Source organism: Novosphingobium sp. Fuku2-ISO-50 (assembly GCF_001519055.1).
In the GTDB taxonomy this organism is placed as follows: Bacteria; Pseudomonadota; Alphaproteobacteria; order Sphingomonadales; family Sphingomonadaceae; genus Novosphingobium.
This window is the reverse complement of the sequence record NZ_KQ954296.1, coordinates 88282-108105: the sequence shown is the minus strand read 5'-3', so window position 1 is coordinate 108105 and position 19824 is coordinate 88282. Positions and strand designations below refer to the sequence as shown.

Sequence of the window (19824 nt, the reverse complement as noted above, 5' to 3'; positions counted from 1 at the left end):
GGGGCGGACACGGCAGGGCAATGAAGGAAACGGGGCAGGGATCAGGCAGGCGACGCGGCCATCGCCGGGGATTGCGTGGTGTCGGACGGACCGGTTTGCTGCTGATCGCGCTGGCATCGATTTCGGAACCTGCGCACGCGGGGGACAAGCCGCTCTATCAGCCGCTGCCCGACTGGGTCACGCCGATTCCGATCGACAGCGCGGCCTCTTCTGACGCGACCCAGCCGCAACAGCGGGTGATCGATACCCAGACACGCATCGATCACGGCACGGTCTGGGGCTATTTCGACAATGCGGTTCGTATCGACACGCCCGAGGCGCTGACTCGCGTCGGCACGGTGACGGCGACCTGGGCGCCAGATCACGGCGATCTGATCATTCACGCGATCACGATCTTGCGCGGAGCGCAGCGGATCGACGTGCTGGCCGGGGGAAGCCGGTTTCAGGTCCTGCGCCGCGAGGCAGAGCTTGAATCGCTGCAGCTCAATGGCTTGCTGACCGCGACCATGCTGGTCGAAGGCTTGCGGGTGGGCGATGTGCTCGATGTGCGCATGTCGGTGACTCAGCATGATCCGGTGCTGGCAGGGCATGGCAATGCCGCCGCGCTGCTGGTGGCGCAGCCCGTCTCGCTGGGCTTTGGCCGGGCGCGCGTGCTGTGGCGCGATGGCGATGCGATCCGCTGGAAATCCTGTCTCACCGGGGTCAGTCCCGATCAGGCGACGCATTCGAGCGCAGGCTGGCACGAACTGTCCGTCACGCTCCCCGTTGCCAAACAACCCGATTCCGCGCCGAGGGCACCGGGCCGCTATGCACGACCCTCGCTGATCGAACTGTCCGACTTTGCCGACTGGGCCGAAGTCAGCCGCACGATGGCCCCGCTCTATCGCACCGACAGCGCTGCCGCCGCGATCAAACAGGGCGGCGATCTCGATCAGGAAGTCGCCCGCATCGCCGCTGCGAGCGCCGACCCGCGCCGCCGCACGGCGATGGCGCTGCAACTGGTGCAGGACAAGATCCGCTATTTCGCGGTCAGCATGGAAGGCGGCAATCTCGTCCCGCAAACGCCGGAGCAGACCTGGTCGCTGCGGTATGGCGATTGCAAGGCCAAGACGCTGCTGCTGCTGGCGATTTTGGGCAAGCTGGGAATCGAGGCAGAGGCGGCGCTGGCCAATCTGGGCAATGGCGATCTGCTGAGCGAACGGCTGCCGTCGGTCATGGCGTTCAATCATGTCATGGTGCTGGCGCATCCCGGTGGGGCGACCTTGTGGCTCGACGGCACGGCGCTCGGCACGCGTGAGGCGGATCTCGACGATGTGCCGCCTTATCACTGGGTCTTGCCGCTGCGTGCCGCCGGGGCCAGTCTGGTCAAGGCGCCGGCGCGTGCGCCCGCGCATCCCGTTGTCGAAATTCATAACGACATCGACATGCGCGCCGGGATCGGCATGTTTGCGCCGATCGTGATCGAAGGGCATGCGCACGGCGCGCTGGCGGGGCAGCTCAACAGCCTTGTCGCCGGGCTCGATGCCGAAACGCGCGCCAATATCTTGCGCAAGCTGCTTTCGGGCGGCGGGTTCGGCGCAGTCCTGTTGCGGCCGACTTTTGCCTATGATCCCGCCACGGGCGCGGCGACGATCCGGGGCGAAGGCTTTGCCATGCCGACGTGGAAACGCGCCGACAGCCGCTATACGTTCAATCCCGGCATGCTCGGCACGACGAGCTACCCCGACCGCACCCGCGCGATCTGGCAGGATGTTCCGGTCGCGCTGGGCGATCCGGAAAACAAGCTGATCACCTCCAGCATTCTCCTGCCGCGCCATGGCGAAGGCATCGCGATGGAGGGTATCGCGGATGAAACGCTCAATCAGCCCGGCGCCGGGGGCAACACGCTTCATGCCCAATTGCGCGACGGCACATTTGCCTATGCGATCACGTTCACGATCGACGGGGGCGAGGTTCCCGCCTCGGCGATCCCGGCGATGCGGCGCGAAGATGTCGAATTTGCCAATCGCGCGCCAAAGCTGCGCACGGTGGCGGGCTATCCCGCGCCCTGGCAAGGCGTCGAACAGGCCCGGCGCGATCATCTGTTCGATCGGTCGGCCGCGCTGATCGACCGGTGGATCGGCGAAAAGTCGGACGACGCGGCGCGATACCGGATGCGCGCGATGTTCCATGCGCTTGAGCTTGATCCCCGCGCGGGGATTGCCGATCTCGGCAAGGCGCTGGCGCTGACCAAGGACAAGGCGACCTTGCGCGAGCGTTCGGAGCTCTATCAGGCGATCGGTGATCGCAAGAGCGCGCTTGCCGACATGCGCGCCGCGCTCGATCTCGATCCTTCGGACATCGGTGCGCTGTCGATTGCCACGCGGCTGATGGCGCTGACCGGCGACAAGGACAAGGCGCTGGCGCTGATCGACGCGGGGCTGGCCAACGGCGATGATCGCGAACCGTTCTATCGCGCGATCAAGGCCGAAACGCTGGCCGATGCGGGCGACAAGGCGGGCGCGCTGACCGAAATCGACGCGGCGGTCGAAAAGCGTTCGGGCAATGCGGTTCTGCTCAATATGCGCTGTCGGCTCAAGGGGTTGCTCGACGCCGATCTCGAAGGCGCCGCGGCCGACTGCACGCGCGCGATCCAGCTCAGCGATCAACTCGCGACGCTTTCGCTCGAAGGCCGCGCGCTGGCCCGTCTGCGTCAGCATGATCTGACTCAGGCGGGCGGCGATCTCGACACCGCGCTCGACATCAATCCGGCCAGCGCAGAAGCCTATTACTTGCGCGCGCTGGTCCGGCGCCAGGCGGGCAAGGCCGATGGCGCGGCGCGCGATCTGGCCGCCGCGCGCCTGCTGTTTCCGGCGATCGATACGACATTCGCGCCGTTCGGGCTCAGTTGGTAACAGGCTCGGGCATGATCGCCATGGCGGCATAGAGCGCAAAGGGATCGATCACCGCGCGGCCCAGCGCGCGTTCGAACGCGGCCTGCGATGACGCTGTGGCATAATCGCGGCGCGCTTCGCCCGACAGGTTCGACTGAAAGATCCCCGCCGCGCTGACGGGCAGGAAATCTTCATAAGTGATCGGCTCCAGCCCGTCGGCGCCGCGCCGCACGTAAATCAGGCCTTCGCGGATCAGCGTGGGCAGATCGTCGGGAAAGGCGGCAAACACGGCCCGCGTATCGCCGTGCCGCGCTTGCGCCAACAGCCGGTCATAGAGCGCGCGGCCCTTGGGAGTCAGCGCAGCGCCGCGTTGCTCGATTTCGCCAAAGCGCGCGGTGTGTCGGCCGCCGACATCGGCAAAACGCACCGCTTCGTTCAGCGCCTTGAAACTCGTCTGGCGCAGCAGGATCGGCACTTTGCGCGCCGGGGGCCCCTCGATGGTGTCCTTGGCATCGATCCCGCGCGCGCGCATCGCGGCCTGTGCCGCATCGATGTCGAGCGTGCGCGGGGTCAGGTGATTGATATGCGGCCCCTTGAAGGCGACGATGTCGGCAATAAGCCGATGCTGCGCGGCAAGTCGTTGATAGGTCTTGGCTGTGACTGTCGCCTCGCTGTGCCAGCGAAAGGTTTCGAGCAAGGCCGAAACAAACGCGTCGGCGTCACCTTTGCCCAGGCCGCCATCGCGCTCCGCCTGGGCGATCAGATCCAGCGCGCGCGGCACAAAGATCTGCCGCCGCGCGAGGATCGCGGCGACTTCGTCGCGCAACGCGGCATCGCCGATCAGATCGTGGCGCAACAGCGAACAGAACACGCGAAACGGATTGGCCGCGAGCGTCGCCTCGGTCAGGGGGCGAAACGCTGTCGAATGCACCGGCACCCCGGCGGGGGCGAGATCGTAATAGCCGACCGGCTCCATCCCCATGACAGCAAAGGCGCGTGCCATCGTGGCGAGTTCCTGCGCGGTGCCGACCCGGATCGCGCCATGGCGCTCGATCGCGATCCGCGCTTCGTCGGTTCCGCCCGCTTGCGCGTTCACGTCGCCGACGATGGCAAGCAAGTCGGCATAAAGCGGCACTTCGGCGCGATACATGTCCGACAGCGCGGCGGCGAAACGGGCACGGATCTGATCCGCATCGACAAAAGCAGACATTGCAGGGGCTTTCTTGCTGGCACTTGCACGCCGGATCGCCAAGGCATACCCGGTAGGCATGAACTGGCTGGACCAAACACCAGAGGCAAGCGATGTTTCCGACTGAACCTATTCCAAACGGGAATGACATCCCGCTTGCGCGGCGTCATCTGCCGCCGACCGCGTTGCTGCTCGCCTTCGACGTCGTGGCCCGCCTCGGCAGCGTCACCGCCGCCGCGCGCGAGCTTGCCCTGACGCAAAGCGCGGTCAGCCGCCAGGTCCGCGCGCTCGAAGACCAGATCGGGCGCGCCCTGTTTCACCGCGAACGGCAAAGCCTCGCTCTGACACCCGCCGGGCGCAGCTATCTGGGCGAAGTGCGCCGCGCGCTCGCCATCCTGACCACTGCAACGCTCGCCTGCCGGTTCAATCCGTCGGGCGGTGTCCTGACGCTGGCGGTGCTGCCGACATTCGCGACCCGCTGGCTCGCCCCACGCCTCGCCGGATTTGGCGAAGCGCATCCGGGGATCACGCTGCACCTTGCCACGCGGTTGGCCCCGTTCGACTTCGCGCGCGATCCGCTCGATCTCGCGATCCATTTCGGCGCCCCCGACTGGCCGGGGGCAGAATTCGTGCCGTTGATGCATGAACAAGTCATACCGGTCATGGCGCCGGGGCTGGCCGCGCGGATGGGGCTCGACCGGCCGCTCGCGCGTGACGAAGCGCTGACCCGGTTGGCCCGCGCGCCGTTGATCGGGCTGTCCTCGCGCGCAGCGGCCTGGGCGGGCTGGTTCGCCGGGGCAGGGCTTGCCGCACCGGCGCCTGCGCTGATGATCGACCAGTTCGCCACCGCTGCCGAAGTCGCCATCGCCGGGCTCGGTGTCGCGCTGATGCCGACGTTCCTGATCGATCATGAGCTGGCCTCGGGCGCATTGGTCGTCCCCGGCGGGCTCGCGCCGGTCGACAGCGCCGATCGCTATTGGCTGGCGTTTCCCGCCCATCGTCGTGATTATCCGCCGCTGGTCGCCTTTCGCGACTGGATCTGCGCTGAAGCCGCGTCCTGATCGGTCAGCCAGTCGCGAAACCGCGCCAGCGCGGGCGAGACCGGGCCGCGCGCGTGGACGAGGTAATAGGCCGACTTGCTTTTCAGCCGGTGCGCAAATGGCTCGACCAGCATGCCCGAGGCCAGCTCCGGCTCGATCAGAAAGCGCGGGATGATCGCCAGCCCGGCGCCCGCTGCCGCCGCCTGCGCCGCCATCAGGAAATGATCGAAGCGCGCGCCGGTCAACGGCGGGGCGTCGATCCCCTGGCTTGCCAGCCAGTCGTTCCAGGCGCCCGGCCGCAGGCTCTGGAACAACAGCGGGGCATGGATCACGTCTGCGGGGCGTGCAATTCCGTGTGCTTGCACCCATCCGGGCGCGGCAACCGCGATCTGGTCTTCTTCAAACAGGAAATGGTGCTCGGCATCGGGCCAGTCGGGCGCGCCGAAATGGATCGCGGCATCAAACCCTTCGCGAGCGAGGTCGAACGGATCGATCCGCACGGTCAGATTGACGATCAGGTCGGGATGCCGCGCGCTCAATTGCGGCAGGCGCGGCGCCAGCCAGCGCATGCCGAACCCGGGCAGCGTCGCCACGGTCAATTCGCTGTCCTGCGCCCGCACCGCGCGCATTGCCCCGGCGATCTGATCGAGCGCGGGAAGCAGCGCGGCATGGACGCGCCGCCCGGCGGCATTGAGCACCACCCGCCGTCCGCGCCGTTCAAACAGCGCCGTGCCCGCCATCGCCTCGATCACGGCGATCTGGCGGCTGATCGCGCTCTGACTGAGCCCCAGCCGCGCGCCGGCGGCGGAAAAGTTTTCGGTCGCGGCGGCTTCGACAAAAGCATGGATCGCGCCCATCGGCGGCAGCAGCGTGCGGTCGCTCATAAGGCTCCTTGATGCATTCAACGCATCAATCGATGCGCATTCCTTGTTTTGAATTGATCCTGCCATGCGATATTTGCAACAGATAACTGGCGGAGGCAGCGATGAGCGAAGCATTGATGGGCGTCTACAACCGGGCGCCGCTCGAAGTGGATCGGGGCGAGGGCGTCTGGCTTCATGCGCGCGACGGGCGCAGCTATCTCGATTGCGTCAGCGGGATCGCCACCAATGCGCTTGGCCATTGTCACCCGAAACTGGTCGCCGCGTTGCAGAATCAGGCCGAAAAGCTGTGGCACGTGTCCAATATCTTCCGCATTCCGGGGCAGGAAGAGCTCGCCGAAAAGCTGACCGGCGCGTCGTTTGCCGATGTGGTGTTTTTCGCCAATTCGGGCACCGAAGCGATCGAGGCGGCGATCAAGACCGCGCGCAAGTACCACGCGGCCAAGGGCAGCCCCGAACGCATCGACGTGATCGGGTTTGCAGGCTCGTTCCATGGCCGGACGTATGCGGCGGTCAATGCTTCGGGCAATCCCGCCTATCTTGACGGTTTCGGTCCGCGCCTGCCCGGCTATGTGCAACTCGGCCTTGATGATGACGCCGCGCTTGCCGTCGCGCTCGCCGCGCCGACCACGGCGGCTGTGCTGGTCGAGCCGGTGCAGGGCGAGGGCGGCGCGCGGGCGCTTTCGCCCGAATGGCTGTGCCGGCTGAAAGCCATGGCCCGGGCAGCGGGCGTGCTGGTCATTCATGACGAAGTGCAATGCGGCATGGGCCGCACCGGGCGCCTGTTTGCGCATCAGTGGGCGCCGGGGTCAGAGCCTGACATCATGGCGATTGCCAAGGCGATGGGCGGCGGCTTTCCGATGGGGGCCTGCCTTGCCACGCGCGAGGCGGCGGCGGGCATGACTGTCGGCGCGCACGGCACGACCTTTGGCGGCAATCCGCTGGCGATGGCGGTCGGCAATGCCGCGTTCGACCTGCTCGCCGATCCGGCGCTGCTGGCCCACGCGCAGGCGATGGGCGAACGGTTGACCTCCGGCCTGACCAAGCTGGCCGCCGCGTATGGCGACATCGCGGTCGACGTGCGCGGCAAGGGGCTGCTGATCGGCGTCAAGCTGCACACCAACAACCGCGAGATGATGGCGACGGCGCGCGATCACGGCCTGCTCGTTGCGGGCGGCGGTGACAATTGCATTCGCCTTCTGCCGCCGTTGATCATCACGGCGAGGGAAGTCGATACCGCACTCGACCGGCTGGCCACGGCCTTTGCCGCGACGCGGCGCGCGCTGGCGCAGGCGGCCTGAACGCGGATGCTGGTGGTTCGGCCGGGCGGCCCGGCGGATACCGACGCGCTGCTCGAACTGGCGTACTTGTCGGGCAAGGGCTTTACCAGCCTGCCCGAAAACCGCGACACGCTGGCCTCTCGGCTGGCGCTGAGCGAGGCGAGCTTTGCCGGTGCCGTGCCCGCGAGCGAGGCCTGGTATGTGCTGATGCTCGAAGACGGCGAAACCGGGCGGATCGAAGGCGTTGCGGCGGTCAAGGGCGCGGTCGGGCTGCAACGCCCGCACTTCTCGTTTCGCGTGGTGACGTTTACGCAGTTCAGTTCGGCCACGGCCACGCGCTTTGATCATCAGGCGCTGGTGCTGGTCAACGAATGCAGCGGCCATTCCGAAGTCGGCTCGTTGTTCCTGCGTCCGGGCAAGCGTCAGGCGGGGACGGGGGCGCTGCTCGCGCGGTCGCGCTACATGCTGATTGCCGCTGCGCGCGATCGTTTTGCGCAAACCGTCATGGCCGAATTGCGCGGGTGGTTCGACGAACGCGATGTCAGCCCGTTCTGGGAAGGAATCTCGGCCAAATTCTTTCGCCTGCCGTTCGAACAGGCCGATCAGATGATTACCACCACCGACGGGCAATTCATCGCCGACCTTGCCCCGCGTCACCCGATCTATCTCGAACTCGTGCCGGACGAGGCGCAAGCGGCGATCGGCAAGGTGCACCGCCATGGCGAAGCCGCGCGGCACATGCTCGAAAGCGAAGGTTTTGCGCGATCGGGGCTGATCGACATCTTTGACGGCGGGCCGACGATGTTTGCCCCGCGCGATGCGATTGCCACCGTGCGCGGCGCCCGCTTGCGAACCGTGCGAGTGATCGACGGGGTGCCGATTGACGGTTTACTGGCCGATGCGGCAACCGACTGCTTGCTTGCCGTGCCCGATCTTGCGACATTCCGGGCCTTGCGCGGAGCCGCCGTGGTGGGCGAAGATGACGTGATGCTGCCCCCCGCTGTCGCTGCGGGGCTGGGCGTGATTTCCGGCGACAGGGTTATGGTGTGCTGATGGCTGAACTGCTGCAATCGTTCGATCCGGCAACGGGTGATCTCGTCTGGCAGGGCGCCGTCGCCGATGCGGCGGCTTGTGCCGAGGCCGTGGCGCGTGCGCGCGCCGCCGCGCCGGGCTGGGCGCGCCGCCCGCTTGCCGAGCGCGTGGCGCTGGCCCGCGCCTATGCCGCTGTGCTCGACGTGCGGCGCGAAGATCTCGCCCGGCTGATCGCGCGCGAAACCGGCAAGCTGGTGTGGGAAGCGCGCACCGAAGTCGCCGCGATGATCGGCAAAGTGGATATTTCGATCCGCGCCCAGGCCGAACGCGCCGGAACGAGCGACAGCGCGCAGCCCTTTGGCCGCGCCGTGCTGCGCCACCATCCGCACGGAGTCATGGCGGTGCTCGGGCCCTACAATTTCCCCGGCCACTTGCCCAATGGCCATATCGTCCCCGCGCTGATCGCGGGCAACGCCGTGGTGTTCAAGCCGTCGGAACTGACCCCGGCGGTCGGCGCGGCGCTGGTCGATGCCTGGCATGCGGCGGGGCTTGCCGACGATGTGCTGCAAGTGGTGCAGGGCGGGCGCGACACCGGCGCGGCCCTGCTCGAACAGGATATCGACGGGCTGCTGTTTACCGGCTCGGCCACGGCCGGGCGCCATTTCCGCCGCGCCTTCATCGATCGGCCGGGGGTGATCCTTGCGCTCGAACTGGGCGGCAACAACCCGCTGGTGGTGTGGGATCAAACGACTGATCCGGCGATCCTCGCCAATCTCGTGGTCCATTCCGCGTTCATCACCACCGGCCAGCGCTGTTCCTGTGCGCGCCGCCTGATCGTGCCCGAAGGCGAAGCGGGCGATGCGCTGGTTGCGGCGCTGATCGATCTCGCCGCGCGCCTGCCGATCGGTGCGGGCGACGATGATGCGTTCATGGGCCCGTTGATTGCGCCGCAGGCTGCGCGGGCCGCCCGTGCTGCGCTCGACGGCCTGATTGCTGCGGGATGCCGCGTCCTGCTCGATCGCAACCGCGCAGAGGGGCGAGGCGAGGCGTTCTTTGGCCCGGTTATGCTCGATGCGACAGGTGTCGCCGTGCCCGATGCGGAAATCTTTGCCCCGGTGCTCAAGATCGTGCGCGTGCCCGATTTTTCCGCCGCGATCGCCGCCGCCAATGCCACCGCGTTCGGCCTCAGCGCCGGGCTGCTCGCTGCCGATCCGGCGCTGTGGGGCCGCTTTGTCAGCGAAATCCGCGCGGGCGTGGTCAACTGGAACCGCCCGACCACCGGCGCCGCCTCTTCCGCGCCGTTTGGCGGGCTTGGGGAATCGGGCAATCACCGGCCCAGCGCCTATTATGCTGCGGACTATTGCGCCTATCCGGTTGCCAGCTTCGAAGCGCCGGAATTGACCCCCGTGGCGGTGCCCGGATTGTCCTGAGACCCGGCGCGACGGCGTTACGTACCAATTTCGCGATTAACCACCTTCCGTAACACTTCGCTCGGAGCGCTGTGGCATCCCGTGCCGGTTCGGCATGGGCTGGTTTGCCGTTTGTGGTCAGGCATTTGGACTTTCCATGCCGACCATCGGGGGTAAAGCCGTTTCCGTTCCGGGTCGTTAACACGTGTAAACCAGCGCATCCGGCAATATCCGCCAGACGCGGCGTCGCCGGGATGACGCGCGCGACCGGTGCTGCCGTTGCACACAAGGAGAAGGGTCGTGTCGTATCCCATTCCCGGCAACGAGATCGAGCGATTGGCGACGCTCAATGATTATCGCATTCTCGATACCGCATACGACAGCCGCTTCGACAATCTGGTCGAGATTGCCAGCGCGCATTTCGCCACGCCGATCGCGCTGGTTTCGCTCGTGGATGCCGATCGCCAGTGGTTCAAGGCCAAAGTGGGGCTCGATGTGCGCCAGACCCCGCGCAGCCAGGCGTTTTGCACCCATTCGATCGCCCGCCCCGACACGGTGACCGTGGTCGAGGATGCTGCGCTCGATACCCGGTTTCAGGCCAATCCGCTGGTCACCGGCGCGCCGCATATCCGCTTTTATGCGGGCGCGCCGATCCTGGCCGAAGACGGCGCGGCGCTGGGCACGGTTTGCGTGATCGACCGCGCGCCGCGCCACTTTGACAGTGCCGATCGGCGGATGTTGAAGCGTCTTGCCGAAAACGCCCGTTCGCTGATGGAACTGCATCGCCGCAACAGTTTGCTGCGCGAAGCGGCCGATTGCGATGCCTTGACCGGGGTGCTCAACCGGCGCGGCCTCGAAAAGGCGATCGAGCGCGCGATGGGCAAAGTGCTCGCGGGCGAAGGGTGCGGCTTGCTCTATCTCGATCTCGACCAGTTCAAACAGGTCAACGATACCTTTGGCCACGACATCGGCGACAGCATGCTCAAGGAAACGGCGCGGCGGCTGCAGACTTCGGTGCGTCAGGGCGATCTGGTCGCCCGGATCGGCGGCGACGAATTCGTCATCCTGCTGGCGCATCCGGTCAATCGCACCGTGCTCGAACTTGTCGGCACGCGCATCCTGCGCGCCTGTGCCCTGCCGGTCATGCTGCATGACCAGACGGTCGGCATGGGCCTTTCGATCGGCGGTGCCCAAGCCCCGCGCGACGCGGTCCTGGCGGGCGATCTGATGCGGGCGGCGGATCGCGCGCTTTTGGCCGCCAAGCGGGCCGGGCGTGGGCAAGTCGTGATCGCCGGGTCGCAAGAGGAAACTGCAACGGTCGGCCCCCCCTTGGACACCGATCATGCGCCCGGCGGCGAACTGGCTCTGGCGATCGAACGCGATGAACTGTTTCTTGAATGGCAATCGTATCACGATCTCGAAACCACCACGATCCTTGGCTACGAGGCGCTGGTGCGCTGGCGCCATCCGCGCCTCGGGGTGATCGCGCCAAACAATTTCGTGCCCCTTGCCGAGGCGTGCGGCTTGTCCGGTCGGCTCGATGCGTGGGTCTTGTTCCGCGCCTGCCAGGAGGCTGTGCGGGCCCCCGACACGGTAAGCTTTTCGATCAATCTGTCGGCGCAATGGATCGCCAACGGCAATGTCGTGCCGCTCGTGCGCTCCGCGCTTGAACGCAGCGGGCTCGATCCCGCCCGACTGGTGCTGGAAATCACCGAAAGCACCGCCATCGGCAGTGTCGAGGGCGCGCAGCGCCACATGCAGGAGCTTCGCGCGCTCGGCATCCGCCTGGCGCTCGACGATTTCGGAACCGGATATTCCTCGCTGGCCTATCTGCAACGCTATCCGTTCGATCTGCTCAAGCTCGATCAGGGTTTCGTCGCCGCGCTCGGCACCGACCCGCGCGGAAATCGGCTGTTGCAAGGCGTGATCCACCTTGCCGGTCTGCTCGACATCGCGGTCATCGCCGAAGGGATCGAAACCGCGCATCAGGCCGACATGCTGCGCGAAGCGGGCTGTCGCAAGGGGCAGGGCTATCTTTGGGCACGCCCGCGCCCGACGCCGTGGAGCATGGTCGCCGCGTAAGGATCGCCCGGTCGGCGGATGGCGTGTCGCGGCGCTCTTGTGATTTTCGCTGACGGCTTGCGCGTCTTGGTGTAACCAAACCTCCGCTCGCGACGAATTCGCTGGGGCAATGTGCATGCAGCATGAAGATGATCCCCTGCGGGCCTTGATGCTGGCAGGTCTGGCGGGTGACAGTGTCGCGCATGCGGCGCTGCTGCGCGCACTCTTGCCCGCGTTGCGCCGCTTCTTTCGTCGCCGCCTTGGCGGGCGGGACGATGACGTCGAGGATCTTGTGCAGGAAACGCTGATGGCCGTGCACCAACGCCGCGCCACCTATGATCCCGCCCGCCCGTTCGGTGCGTGGCTCTATGCGATTGCGCGCTACAAGCTGATCGATCGCTATCGACGCAGCGGGCGCACGACGTCGCTCGATGATCTGGACGAACTGGCCGACGACTTTGCCTTTGCCGAAGCGAGCGATGCGCGTGCCGATCTCGATCGCCTGTTCGAAAAAATCCCGCAAAAGCAGGCGGCGGTGCTGCGCGCGACGCGGATCGAGGGGTTGAACACCGCAGAGGCAGCCGAACGGCTGGGCATCGGCGAATCCGATGTGAAAGTGTCGGCGCATCGCGGGCTCCGGGCGCTGGCCGCGCGGGTCAGGGACAGCTTGCGATGAACAGTGAAGATCTGATCGCTGCGCTGTCGCGCGATGTCCCGCCGGTGCCGCGCCATGCGCTTGGCCGACGCGTGGGGCTCGGCATGGTTGTCGGCGCCCTGATGACGCTTGTCCTGGTCGGCGCGATGGGCCTTCGCCCCGATCTCATGCGGGCGATGCATGGCGCCACGTTCTGGATCAAGTGGACCTATACGATCAGCCTGGCCATCTGCGCCACGGCGGCGACGCTGCGGCTGGCGCGCCCCGACGGCGGGGTCGGCGGCTGGCTGCGGCTGATGATCGTGCCGGTGCTCGGGCTTGCGCTGATCGGCGTGGGCGAACTGGCCCATACACCGCGCGCAGACTGGCTGGCGATGTGGCTGGGGGCAAGCTGGAAGGTCTGTTCGCGCAACGTGTTCGCGCTGTCGATGCCGATTTTCGCAGGGCTCTTGTGGTCGTTTCGTCGGCTGGCCCCGACGCGGCTGGCTTTGGCGGGGATGGCCGCGGGCATGGCCGCCGGGGCCTGGGGCGCGACGCTCTATTGCCTGCATTGCCCCGAAACCTCGGCGCTGTTCGTGCTGACCTGGTATACGCTGGGCATGGCGGGCGCTGCGGCGCTCGGCGCCTTGCTCGGCCCGCGTCTGCTGCGCTGGTAAATCAGGCGAAGTCCGCGATCAGCCCTTCGCCGATCCAGCGGCCCAGCACGGTGCCGGCGCGGGTGACGGCGTCGGCTTCATCGCTTTCGTCCGCAAGCTCTTCGCAGATCCGGGCAAAACCGATGCCTGCCAGCGAGGCGCGCAATATGGCGCATTCGACCGGGTCGGCGCGGCGCATCACCGGCTCGAACCCCTGACGCCAGACCATCAGCGTGGCGGTATCCCCGTTCTTCGCTGCGGGCACGGTTTCCTCGCCGGCCAGGGCGAGCCACAGCGCATCGGCGTTGGTTTGGATCGGCACCAGCGCCAGCGCCGGAACCGGACGGATCACCGCCGTCTGCCAGTCGACTTCGGCCAGCGCGGCGGCACTGACAGGTATGGCATCGGCGCCGACAAAGACATCGCCGACAGCGCGGTCGATTGCGGCCAGATCGGCAGCGACCGGATCGTCGGCGCGCAGCGCGGCGGGAAATCCGGCGCCATAGGCATCGATCGTCCAGCTCGACGGCGGTTCGGCATCGATATATCGCGCTGCCGCCGCCTCGAACGCCGCCTCGCCCAGCCATAGCGCGGCGCGCCGGTGGGTTTCGCACAAGGCTTCGACCAGCGAGACGCGATAGGCGTTCTGATAGACCGACAATCCGGCGCCGACGTTCAGCGTTTCGGTCAGCCGCGCCGCGACATCCTCATCGCCCTCGCGCAGCCAGGCGCAGAATCGCCGTTGCAGTTCGGCCAGCGGCACGATCGCGGTCATACGGGCATGATTTCCGCAGTGCGCGCCAGCGCCAGTTCGTCGATCAGCTCGCCAAGCTCCGGGATGTTCCCGTCGCGTTCGATCATCGTGGCGACAGGGCCGGTGCGGCGGATCGTTTCGGCATAGAGCGCCCAGACGGCCGGATCGACGGCGGCATCGTGCGTATCGATCAGGCCGTGCTCGCCCTGGCTGTGTCCGGCCAGATGGATTTGCCCGACCGCGTGCAAGGGCAACCCGTCGAGCCAGGCCAGCGGATCGAGCCCGTGGTTGGTCGCGCTGACAAAGACATTGTTGACATCGAGCAGCAGGCCGCAGCCGGTGCGGCGGACCATTTCGCTCAGGAAATGCCACTCCGGCATCGTTCCGGGAAAGGCGATATAGCTCGACGGGTTTTCGAACAGCATCCGGCGCTTGAGGTGCGTCTGCGCCCGATCGATCGCCCGACACACGACATCGAGCGCTTCATCGGTCAAAGGCACGGGCAAGAGGTCGTGCGAATTGAACGCGCCGATCCCGGTCCAGCACAAATGGTCGGATACCGCCGCCGGTTCGATCCGGTCGACCAGCGCCTTGAGCCGGTCCAGATAATCGTGCCGGTCCAGATAATCGTGCCGGTTCAGATAATCGTGCCGGTCCAGATAATCGCCGCGCGGCCCGTCAGCCGATCCGACCGACAACGACACGCCATGCAGCGCCACCGGGTAATGGGCTCTGGCGCGGCTCAGCGTGTCGATCGGACGTCCGCCGGGGATCATGAAGTTTTCGGAAATGACTTCGACAAAGTCGACCGGGGCCTCGCCCGTGACATAGTGCGCATAATGCGGTCGGCGCATGCCAAGGCCAAATCCGGAAAGCGGATCGCTCATGTCGGCTCCAATCGGCGGGGAGACGGGAGGGCGGGGACGGCCGCGCCGGGCAGCGCGACCGTCATCGGCTTATTTCGGTTCGGTCAGGCTGCCGCCCTGGGCCGCGCACTGGTCCTTGCTTTCGGCCTTGAAGCCCTGACCCTTGCAGCTGTTCTGACCCTTGCAGCTGTTTTTGGCGGTGGCGCAATCGGACGTGCCCTTGCAGCTGTTGACGCCATAGCAATGCACGACCTTGGCGGCCTTGGCCGCGTCGGCCTGGGCCGGGGCAGGCAGCGCAACCAGCGCGGCGGCGAGCAGCGCGGCCTGGCTGGCCAGAGCAAGGGCAGAAGGGGCGAAGTGAGAAACGGGCTTGGTCATCGGACGGTACTCCTCATTGTGCCGGTGCGGCATGACCCCATTCGTCCGGGCATGCGCGCCGGTTACATGCTGCGCAACGAAAGTGTGTCGCAGCGTGATCGATGCGCTGCTTGTAACCGATCCGGCGGTGCGTGCGAAAGGGGCTGGCAAGGAGGGCGACCTGCCCGCTCCTGATCCCTGTCCATGGAGACTGCCGATGAAACTTGCCCCCGCCGCCTTTGCGGCCAGTATCGCGCTCGGCCTCGCCGCCGGAGCTGCCCATGCCGCCGCCGCCCATGCTGCCGACGCCCATGCTGCCGATGCGAGGTCCGCGATGGAAAAATGCTACGGCATTGCCCGCGCCGGGCAGAACGATTGCGCCGCAGGTGCCGGCACGAGCTGCGCGGGCACGCAGAAAACCGATTATCAGGGCAATTCGTGGAAACTGGTCAAGGCGGGCACATGCACCGCGATCAAGACGCCCAAAGGCAACGGATCGCTGACTGCGCGCACCAATTGACCGTGGCTGCGCCGTCATCGCTTGAACAAGGCTTTGCCTCATGATTGCTCTCTACGACAATGCGGCGGCGCTGGCCCGCCGCCTGCTGCCCGATGCCTTGCTGGCGCTGGTGGCGCGGTGCGGCATTGCCGCGATCTTTTTCCTGTCCGGCCGTACCAAAGTGACCGGATTGCTCCACATCACCGACAGCGCCTATTATCTGTTCGAAACCGATTATAGACTGCCGTTCGTCCCGCCGCATGTGGCGGCTCATGTCGCGACCTGTTCCGAACATCTCTTTCCGATCCTGCTGGTGCTCGGCCTCGCTACGCGCCCTGCCGCTTTGGCCTTGCTCGGCATGACGAGCGTGATCGAGCTGTTCGTCTATCCCGAAGCCTGGCCGACGCATTTGTCCTGGGCCGGATTGCTTTTGCCGCTGATCGCGCGGGGCGGCGGAGCCTGGTCGCTTGACCGTTTGCTGATCCGGATGGTCCGCGCGACGTGATGCGCCGCCGCGATGGAGCAGCGCGCTACCCGATGCCGTTCCGGTTCGGCAGGCGCTGCTTGCCGATCCTGATGGATGCGGTATCCTGTCGTTCGCGGTCGCATGGTGCGGATCGGCGGGAGGCCATGACTACGCTTGATGATCAGGTGATTGCCACGCTCTACGGAGCGGTGGATGACAAGACCCGCTGGGTCGAATTGATGGATCTCTTGCGTCAGCGGCTTGGCGTCGAAGGCGTGGCGGCGCAATTGCTGGTCCCCTCGCGTGACGATCTCCGGCCTTTGTGGGAAACGCGCGACAGCGTGTCGGAACGCAATGGCGCACTCCATGATTCCTGGGCCAACACGCCCGCCAACCCCCGCTTTCGCCGACCGCAAGGCCCGCCGCAGGCTCTGGAGATCGACAGCGACCAGCGATCGGGCGATTACAGCACTCGGGATCGCCATGTTTTGCGCGACGGACTGGCACGCTGCGGCCTGGGCCCCGCATTCTGGATCAGCCAGCAACTCGACGAGGATCGCCACTTTACCCTGATCTTTCACCGTGCAGCCGATGACGGGCGCGACATGGGATCGGACGACCGCCACTTGCTGGAGGCGATGGCGCCCCATTTCAGCCAGGCGGTGCGGCTATGGATGCGCCTGGCTGAGGCCGACGCGCGGCGCCTGTTGGTCGAACAGGCGGGCGATGGCATGCTGACCGCGATGGTCGCTTGCGATCGCCGCTTGCGCGTACACTGGATGAATGCCGATGCGCGGCGTCTGTTGGGCGCGGGCGTGGAGCTGCGCTTGCGCGATGGTCATTTGGCCTGCGCCGCGCGCGAGGATCAGGAATCGCTTGCGGCACTGGTCGAAGGCCGGGCCGACCGCGCTGTGCTTGCGATCGGCGGCGATCGTGGCCCGGTGTTGCATTTGCGCGCCCGTCGACCCGCGCCTGCGCCGGGTCAGTTCGCCTTGTCGCGTGACCTTGTCCTGCTGGTGATGACGCGGCCCGATTGTGCGGTGCGCTATGATGCCCACGACATCGCGCGGCTCTTTGGCCTGACTTTGACCGAGGCGGCGCTTGCTGCAAACCTGGCCGGAGGCATGAGTGTCAGCGAATTTGCTGCGGCGCGCGGCGTTGCCGAGGGCACGGCGCGGCAACACCTGAAGCGTGTTCTGGCCAAGACCGGCGCGGGGCGCCAGTCCGAACTGGTGCGCCGCATCTGTCTGTCGGTCGCCGGGGAACCGGCCTGATCGCATTTATTTTGGTATAGCATATACCATTTGGGGGACGCGCGTGCCCCCCGCATGATGCATCCATGGCAAACCACGCCGGGACCGGCGCGGGTGTTCCCCGTGAGCGCCTGCAAAAGACCGCAGCTCGGCCGAGGGGAAAATCGCCGATTCGTCGTGCGTCTGCGCGGCAAACGGCAAAACCATGAGGGAAGCCATGACCAAGCACGCCGTTGCACTGGCCGCGACATCGGGGGCTTTCGCTCTCGCGCTGGGCCTGATCACGCCCGCATTTGCCGAAGATGCGACTGTTGCCAAGGACGCTGCGGCGCCTGGTGAAATCGTCGTGACCGCGACGCGGCGCGCCGAATCGCTCAGCAAAGTGCCGGTCTCGATTACCGCGCTCAGCCAGGCTTCGCTCGACAGTCGCGGGATCAAGGACATCAGCGGCGTGGTCCGCCAGACGCCGGGCATCCAGTTCGACCCGAGCGGATTTGGCAACCAGACCAATATCGCCATTCGCGGGGTCAGTTCGACCGTCGGCGCGGCGACCACCGGGGTCTATATCGACGATACCCCGATTCAGAGCCGCGTCGTCGGCTATTCGACCACCAATGCCTTTCCGGCGGTCTTTGACCTCGCGCGTGTCGAAGTGCTGCGCGGGCCGCAAGGCACGCTGTTCGGCGCGGGGTCCGAAGGCGGCACGGTGCGTTTCATCACCACCCAGCCCAGCCTCGATGCCGTGCACATCTATGCACGCGGCGAGGTTTCGGCGACCGAGGGCGGCGCGGCTTCGGGCGAATTCGGGGTATCGATTACCGGTCCGCTGATTCCGGGCAAGCTCGGCTTTGCGGCCAGCCTGTGGGATCGCCACGACGGCGGCTGGGTCGATCGGCAGAACGCCAATCCCATGCTGGCCAATCAGCCGTTGTTCAAGAATGTCAATTTCAGCGACACCCAGGTCGGGCGCGTCGCGCTGAAATGGGTGCCGGTCGATGGTCTGACGATTACCCCGTCGCTGTTTTACCAACGCAAGGTGATCAACGACAGCGACAACGCCTGGGAGCAATTGTCCTCGCCGTCGAACAACCGGTTCCTCAGCGGACAGCCCAATGCCTCGCCCGATCATGACCGTTTCCTGTTGCCCGCGCTCAACGTCGCCTACGATTTCGGCGCGGCGCAGTTGATCAACAACACTTCGTACTACATCCGCGACCAGAATGCGCAGATCGATTATTCGACGCTGTGGCCCGCTGTGTTCGACGGCACGCCGTGGGTCGCGCCGGACTACAAATCGTTGGCCTATATGACCAATTCGCAGCGCACCTTTACGGAAGAAATGCGTCTGCAATCAAACAATCGTGATGCGCGCCTGTCTTGGGTGCTTGGTGTGTTCTTCTCCAAATCGGTCCAGCACTTTTCGGAAAATGTCTATGATCCGAATTTTGCCGAGATGTTCGGCGGTGCGCCGCCCGAAGTCGTTTTTGGCACCGGGTTGGTCAATGGGGTCTATTCGCTGTCGGGTGCCGGCCGCGGTGCCGATCAACAGATCGCCGGGTTTGGCGATGCGACATTCGCGATCACCCCGACGTTGAAGGCCACCGCCGGGATTCGTGTGGCGCGCACGAAGTTTGAAGGGGATTCGCTGTTCCAGGGTCCGGTTTCGGGCACCGAGTTGCAGACCCCGCAATCGGTCAGCGAAACGCCGGTCACGCCGAAATTCGCGCTCAACTGGCAGGCCGCGCCGTCGCTGTTGCTCTATGCTTCTGCCTCAAAGGGCTATCGCATCGGCGGCACCAATGCCCCCGTGCCGCTGTCGGTGTGTGGTGCGGATCTGAAGGCGGTTGGTTATAGCGATGTGCCCGGCACGTATAAGTCGGACAGCCTGTGGAGCTATGAAGCAGGCGCCAAGGGTCGGGTCGGTCGTGCGGTAACTTTTGCCGCCAGCGCCTTCCGGGTCGATTGGAACAATATCCAGCAAAACGTCTATCTGCAGCATTGCGGCGCGCAGTTTACCGACAATCTGGGCAAGGCGCGCAGTCAGGGATTTGATCTGCAGGGCACGGTGCGGCTGGCCAAGGGGCTCTCGCTCGATGGCTCGGTCAGCTATACCAACGCACACTTTACCCAGAATATCGTGCTTGGCGCGGCCGCGCTTCCACTGGCGATAACCGCCGACCATCTCGAAACCCATCCGTGGACCGCGACTGTCGGCGGCGATTATGAAACCCCGGTGGGATCGGGATCGGCCTATTTGCGCGGCGATTATCAGTACAAGAGCACCGGGCCGACCACGACGGTCACCGATGGCGTATCCGGCTCTGCGGACCCCGGCGCAATCCGCACACAGGCGCTGCATTTCGCCAGCTTGCGCCTGGGCTGGCGCCACGATGTGATGGACCTGTCGCTGTTTGTCGACAACCTGACCAATTCGCACCCGATTCTGTCGCGATATATCAGCGTGGTCGGCGTCGGTTCGTATCAGGACATCATGCTGCGTCCGCGTACCTTCGGCATGACGCTCCTGCTCCGCCAGTGAACTGTGCCCGTTACATCCTTACTCGTACAAGGTTG

At 66.0% G+C, this 19824-nt stretch carries 17 protein-coding genes; 12 read left to right on the top strand and 5 right to left on the bottom strand.

Features of this window, described 5'->3' with window-relative positions; all coding sequences use genetic code 11:
• The first annotated feature begins 20 nt into the window (after positions 1-20).
• Positions 21-2894, top strand: a complete 2874-nt coding sequence (locus AQZ50_RS15000; RefSeq protein WP_197412508.1) for a DUF3857 domain-containing protein — start codon at positions 21-23, stop codon at positions 2892-2894.
• On the opposite strand, the gene AQZ50_RS14995 is transcribed toward AQZ50_RS15000, so the two are convergent.
• Positions 2884-4083, bottom strand: coding sequence for a VOC family protein (locus AQZ50_RS14995; protein WP_067747415.1), 1200 nt, complete (start codon positions 4081-4083; stop codon positions 2884-2886). The genes AQZ50_RS15000 and AQZ50_RS14995 overlap by 11 nt on opposite strands.
• Positions 4084-4175: 92 nt before the next feature.
• On the opposite strand from AQZ50_RS14995, the gene AQZ50_RS14990 reads away from it, so the two are divergent.
• Positions 4176-5123, top strand: a complete 948-nt coding sequence (locus AQZ50_RS14990; protein WP_067747386.1) for a LysR substrate-binding domain-containing protein — start codon at positions 4176-4178, stop codon at positions 5121-5123.
• Here the strand turns inward: AQZ50_RS14990 and AQZ50_RS14985 are convergent.
• On the bottom strand, positions 5069-5986 hold the full coding sequence (locus tag AQZ50_RS14985) for a LysR family transcriptional regulator (RefSeq protein ID WP_067747384.1): 918 nt from the start codon (positions 5984-5986) through the stop codon (positions 5069-5071). The genes AQZ50_RS14990 and AQZ50_RS14985 overlap by 55 nt on opposite strands.
• A gap of 101 nt (positions 5987-6087) precedes the next feature.
• Here AQZ50_RS14985 and AQZ50_RS14980 point away from each other — a divergent pair, with 101 nt between their 5' ends.
• The 6 genes from AQZ50_RS14980 to AQZ50_RS14955 all read left to right on the top strand — a co-directional run bounded on the left by AQZ50_RS14980 (position 6088) and on the right by AQZ50_RS14955 (position 13076).
• Positions 6088-7284: an aspartate aminotransferase family protein gene (locus tag AQZ50_RS14980; protein WP_067747382.1), complete on the top strand. Its 1197-nt coding sequence runs from the start codon at positions 6088-6090 to the stop codon at positions 7282-7284.
• Between the two features lie 6 nt (positions 7285-7290).
• Positions 7291-8316, top strand: a complete 1026-nt coding sequence (locus AQZ50_RS14975) for an arginine N-succinyltransferase (protein WP_067747380.1) — start codon at positions 7291-7293, stop codon at positions 8314-8316.
• Entirely contained in the window at positions 8316-9725 is a 1410-nt protein-coding gene (gene astD, locus AQZ50_RS14970) for a succinylglutamate-semialdehyde dehydrogenase (RefSeq protein ID WP_067747378.1), read from the top strand. Before AQZ50_RS14975 ends, astD begins: the two co-directional genes overlap by 1 nt.
• 279 nt (positions 9726-10004) lie before the next feature.
• Positions 10005-11786 carry a putative bifunctional diguanylate cyclase/phosphodiesterase gene (locus AQZ50_RS14965; RefSeq protein ID WP_067747376.1) on the top strand — a complete coding sequence of 594 codons (1782 nt, stop codon included), beginning with the start codon at positions 10005-10007 and terminating at the stop codon, positions 11784-11786.
• A gap of 115 nt (positions 11787-11901) precedes the next feature.
• Positions 11902-12441, top strand: a complete 540-nt coding sequence (locus tag AQZ50_RS14960; protein ID WP_067747375.1) for a sigma-70 family RNA polymerase sigma factor — start codon at positions 11902-11904, stop codon at positions 12439-12441.
• On the top strand, positions 12438-13076 hold the full coding sequence (locus tag AQZ50_RS14955; RefSeq protein WP_067747374.1) for a DUF1109 domain-containing protein: 639 nt from the start codon (positions 12438-12440) through the stop codon (positions 13074-13076). The genes AQZ50_RS14960 and AQZ50_RS14955 overlap by 4 nt, the downstream gene beginning before the upstream one ends.
• Position 13077: 1 nt before the next feature.
• Here the strand turns inward: AQZ50_RS14955 and AQZ50_RS14950 are convergent, their stop codons facing one another.
• The 3 genes from AQZ50_RS14950 to AQZ50_RS14940 form a co-directional block, all read right to left on the bottom strand.
• A complete protein-coding gene (locus AQZ50_RS14950) occupies positions 13078-13830 on the bottom strand; it encodes an HvfC/BufC N-terminal domain-containing protein (protein WP_067747373.1) in 753 nt (250 codons plus the stop codon).
• A complete protein-coding gene (locus tag AQZ50_RS14945; RefSeq protein WP_067747372.1) occupies positions 13827-14696 on the bottom strand; it encodes an MbnB/TglH/ChrH family RiPP precursor modification enzyme in 870 nt (289 codons plus the stop codon). The genes AQZ50_RS14950 and AQZ50_RS14945 overlap by 4 nt, the downstream gene beginning before the upstream one ends.
• 69 nt (positions 14697-14765) lie before the next feature.
• Positions 14766-15053, bottom strand: a complete 288-nt coding sequence (locus tag AQZ50_RS14940; RefSeq protein WP_067747371.1) for a BufA2 family periplasmic bufferin-type metallophore — start codon at positions 15051-15053, stop codon at positions 14766-14768.
• 196 nt (positions 15054-15249) lie between these two features.
• Between AQZ50_RS14940 and AQZ50_RS14935 the strand changes: the two genes are divergently transcribed.
• From AQZ50_RS14935 to AQZ50_RS14920, 4 genes are all read left to right on the top strand, one after another.
• A complete protein-coding gene (locus AQZ50_RS14935; RefSeq protein ID WP_067747414.1) occupies positions 15250-15552 on the top strand; it encodes a BufA1 family periplasmic bufferin-type metallophore in 303 nt (100 codons plus the stop codon).
• 40 nt (positions 15553-15592) lie between these two features.
• Positions 15593-16036: a DoxX family protein gene (locus AQZ50_RS14930; RefSeq protein WP_067747370.1), complete on the top strand. Its 444-nt coding sequence runs from the start codon at positions 15593-15595 to the stop codon at positions 16034-16036.
• Between the two features lie 125 nt (positions 16037-16161).
• Entirely contained in the window at positions 16162-17271 is a 1110-nt protein-coding gene (locus tag AQZ50_RS14925) for a helix-turn-helix transcriptional regulator (RefSeq protein ID WP_231730321.1), read from the top strand.
• Between the two features lie 196 nt (positions 17272-17467).
• Entirely contained in the window at positions 17468-19789 is a 2322-nt protein-coding gene (locus tag AQZ50_RS14920) for a TonB-dependent receptor (protein WP_067747369.1), read from the top strand.
• The last annotated feature ends 35 nt before the right edge of the window (positions 19790-19824 follow it).

Coding starts and splice junctions, on each gene's coding strand:
- AQZ50_RS14925 (WP_231730321.1), top strand. CDS start 16,162: ATGACTACGCTTGATGATCAGGTGATTGCCACGCTCTACGGAGCGGTG.
- AQZ50_RS14930 (WP_067747370.1), top strand. CDS start 15,593: ATGATTGCTCTCTACGACAATGCGGCGGCGCTGGCCCGCCGCCTGCTG.
- AQZ50_RS14990 (WP_067747386.1), top strand. CDS start 4,176: ATGTTTCCGACTGAACCTATTCCAAACGGGAATGACATCCCGCTTGCG.
- AQZ50_RS14920 (WP_067747369.1), top strand. CDS start 17,468: ATGACCAAGCACGCCGTTGCACTGGCCGCGACATCGGGGGCTTTCGCT.
- AQZ50_RS14935 (WP_067747414.1), top strand. CDS start 15,250: ATGAAACTTGCCCCCGCCGCCTTTGCGGCCAGTATCGCGCTCGGCCTC.
- astD (WP_067747378.1), top strand. CDS start 8,316: ATGGCTGAACTGCTGCAATCGTTCGATCCGGCAACGGGTGATCTCGTC.
- AQZ50_RS14985 (WP_067747384.1), bottom strand. CDS start 5,986: ATGAGCGACCGCACGCTGCTGCCGCCGATGGGCGCGATCCATGCTTTT.
- AQZ50_RS14955 (WP_067747374.1), top strand. CDS start 12,438: ATGAACAGTGAAGATCTGATCGCTGCGCTGTCGCGCGATGTCCCGCCG.
- AQZ50_RS14995 (WP_067747415.1), bottom strand. CDS start 4,083: ATGTCTGCTTTTGTCGATGCGGATCAGATCCGTGCCCGTTTCGCCGCC.
- AQZ50_RS14950 (WP_067747373.1), bottom strand. CDS start 13,830: ATGACCGCGATCGTGCCGCTGGCCGAACTGCAACGGCGATTCTGCGCC.
- AQZ50_RS14980 (WP_067747382.1), top strand. CDS start 6,088: ATGAGCGAAGCATTGATGGGCGTCTACAACCGGGCGCCGCTCGAAGTG.
- AQZ50_RS14945 (WP_067747372.1), bottom strand. CDS start 14,696: ATGAGCGATCCGCTTTCCGGATTTGGCCTTGGCATGCGCCGACCGCAT.
- AQZ50_RS14975 (WP_067747380.1), top strand. CDS start 7,291: ATGCTGGTGGTTCGGCCGGGCGGCCCGGCGGATACCGACGCGCTGCTC.
- AQZ50_RS15000 (WP_197412508.1), top strand. CDS start 21: ATGAAGGAAACGGGGCAGGGATCAGGCAGGCGACGCGGCCATCGCCGG.
- AQZ50_RS14960 (WP_067747375.1), top strand. CDS start 11,902: ATGCAGCATGAAGATGATCCCCTGCGGGCCTTGATGCTGGCAGGTCTG.
- AQZ50_RS14940 (WP_067747371.1), bottom strand. CDS start 15,053: ATGACCAAGCCCGTTTCTCACTTCGCCCCTTCTGCCCTTGCTCTGGCC.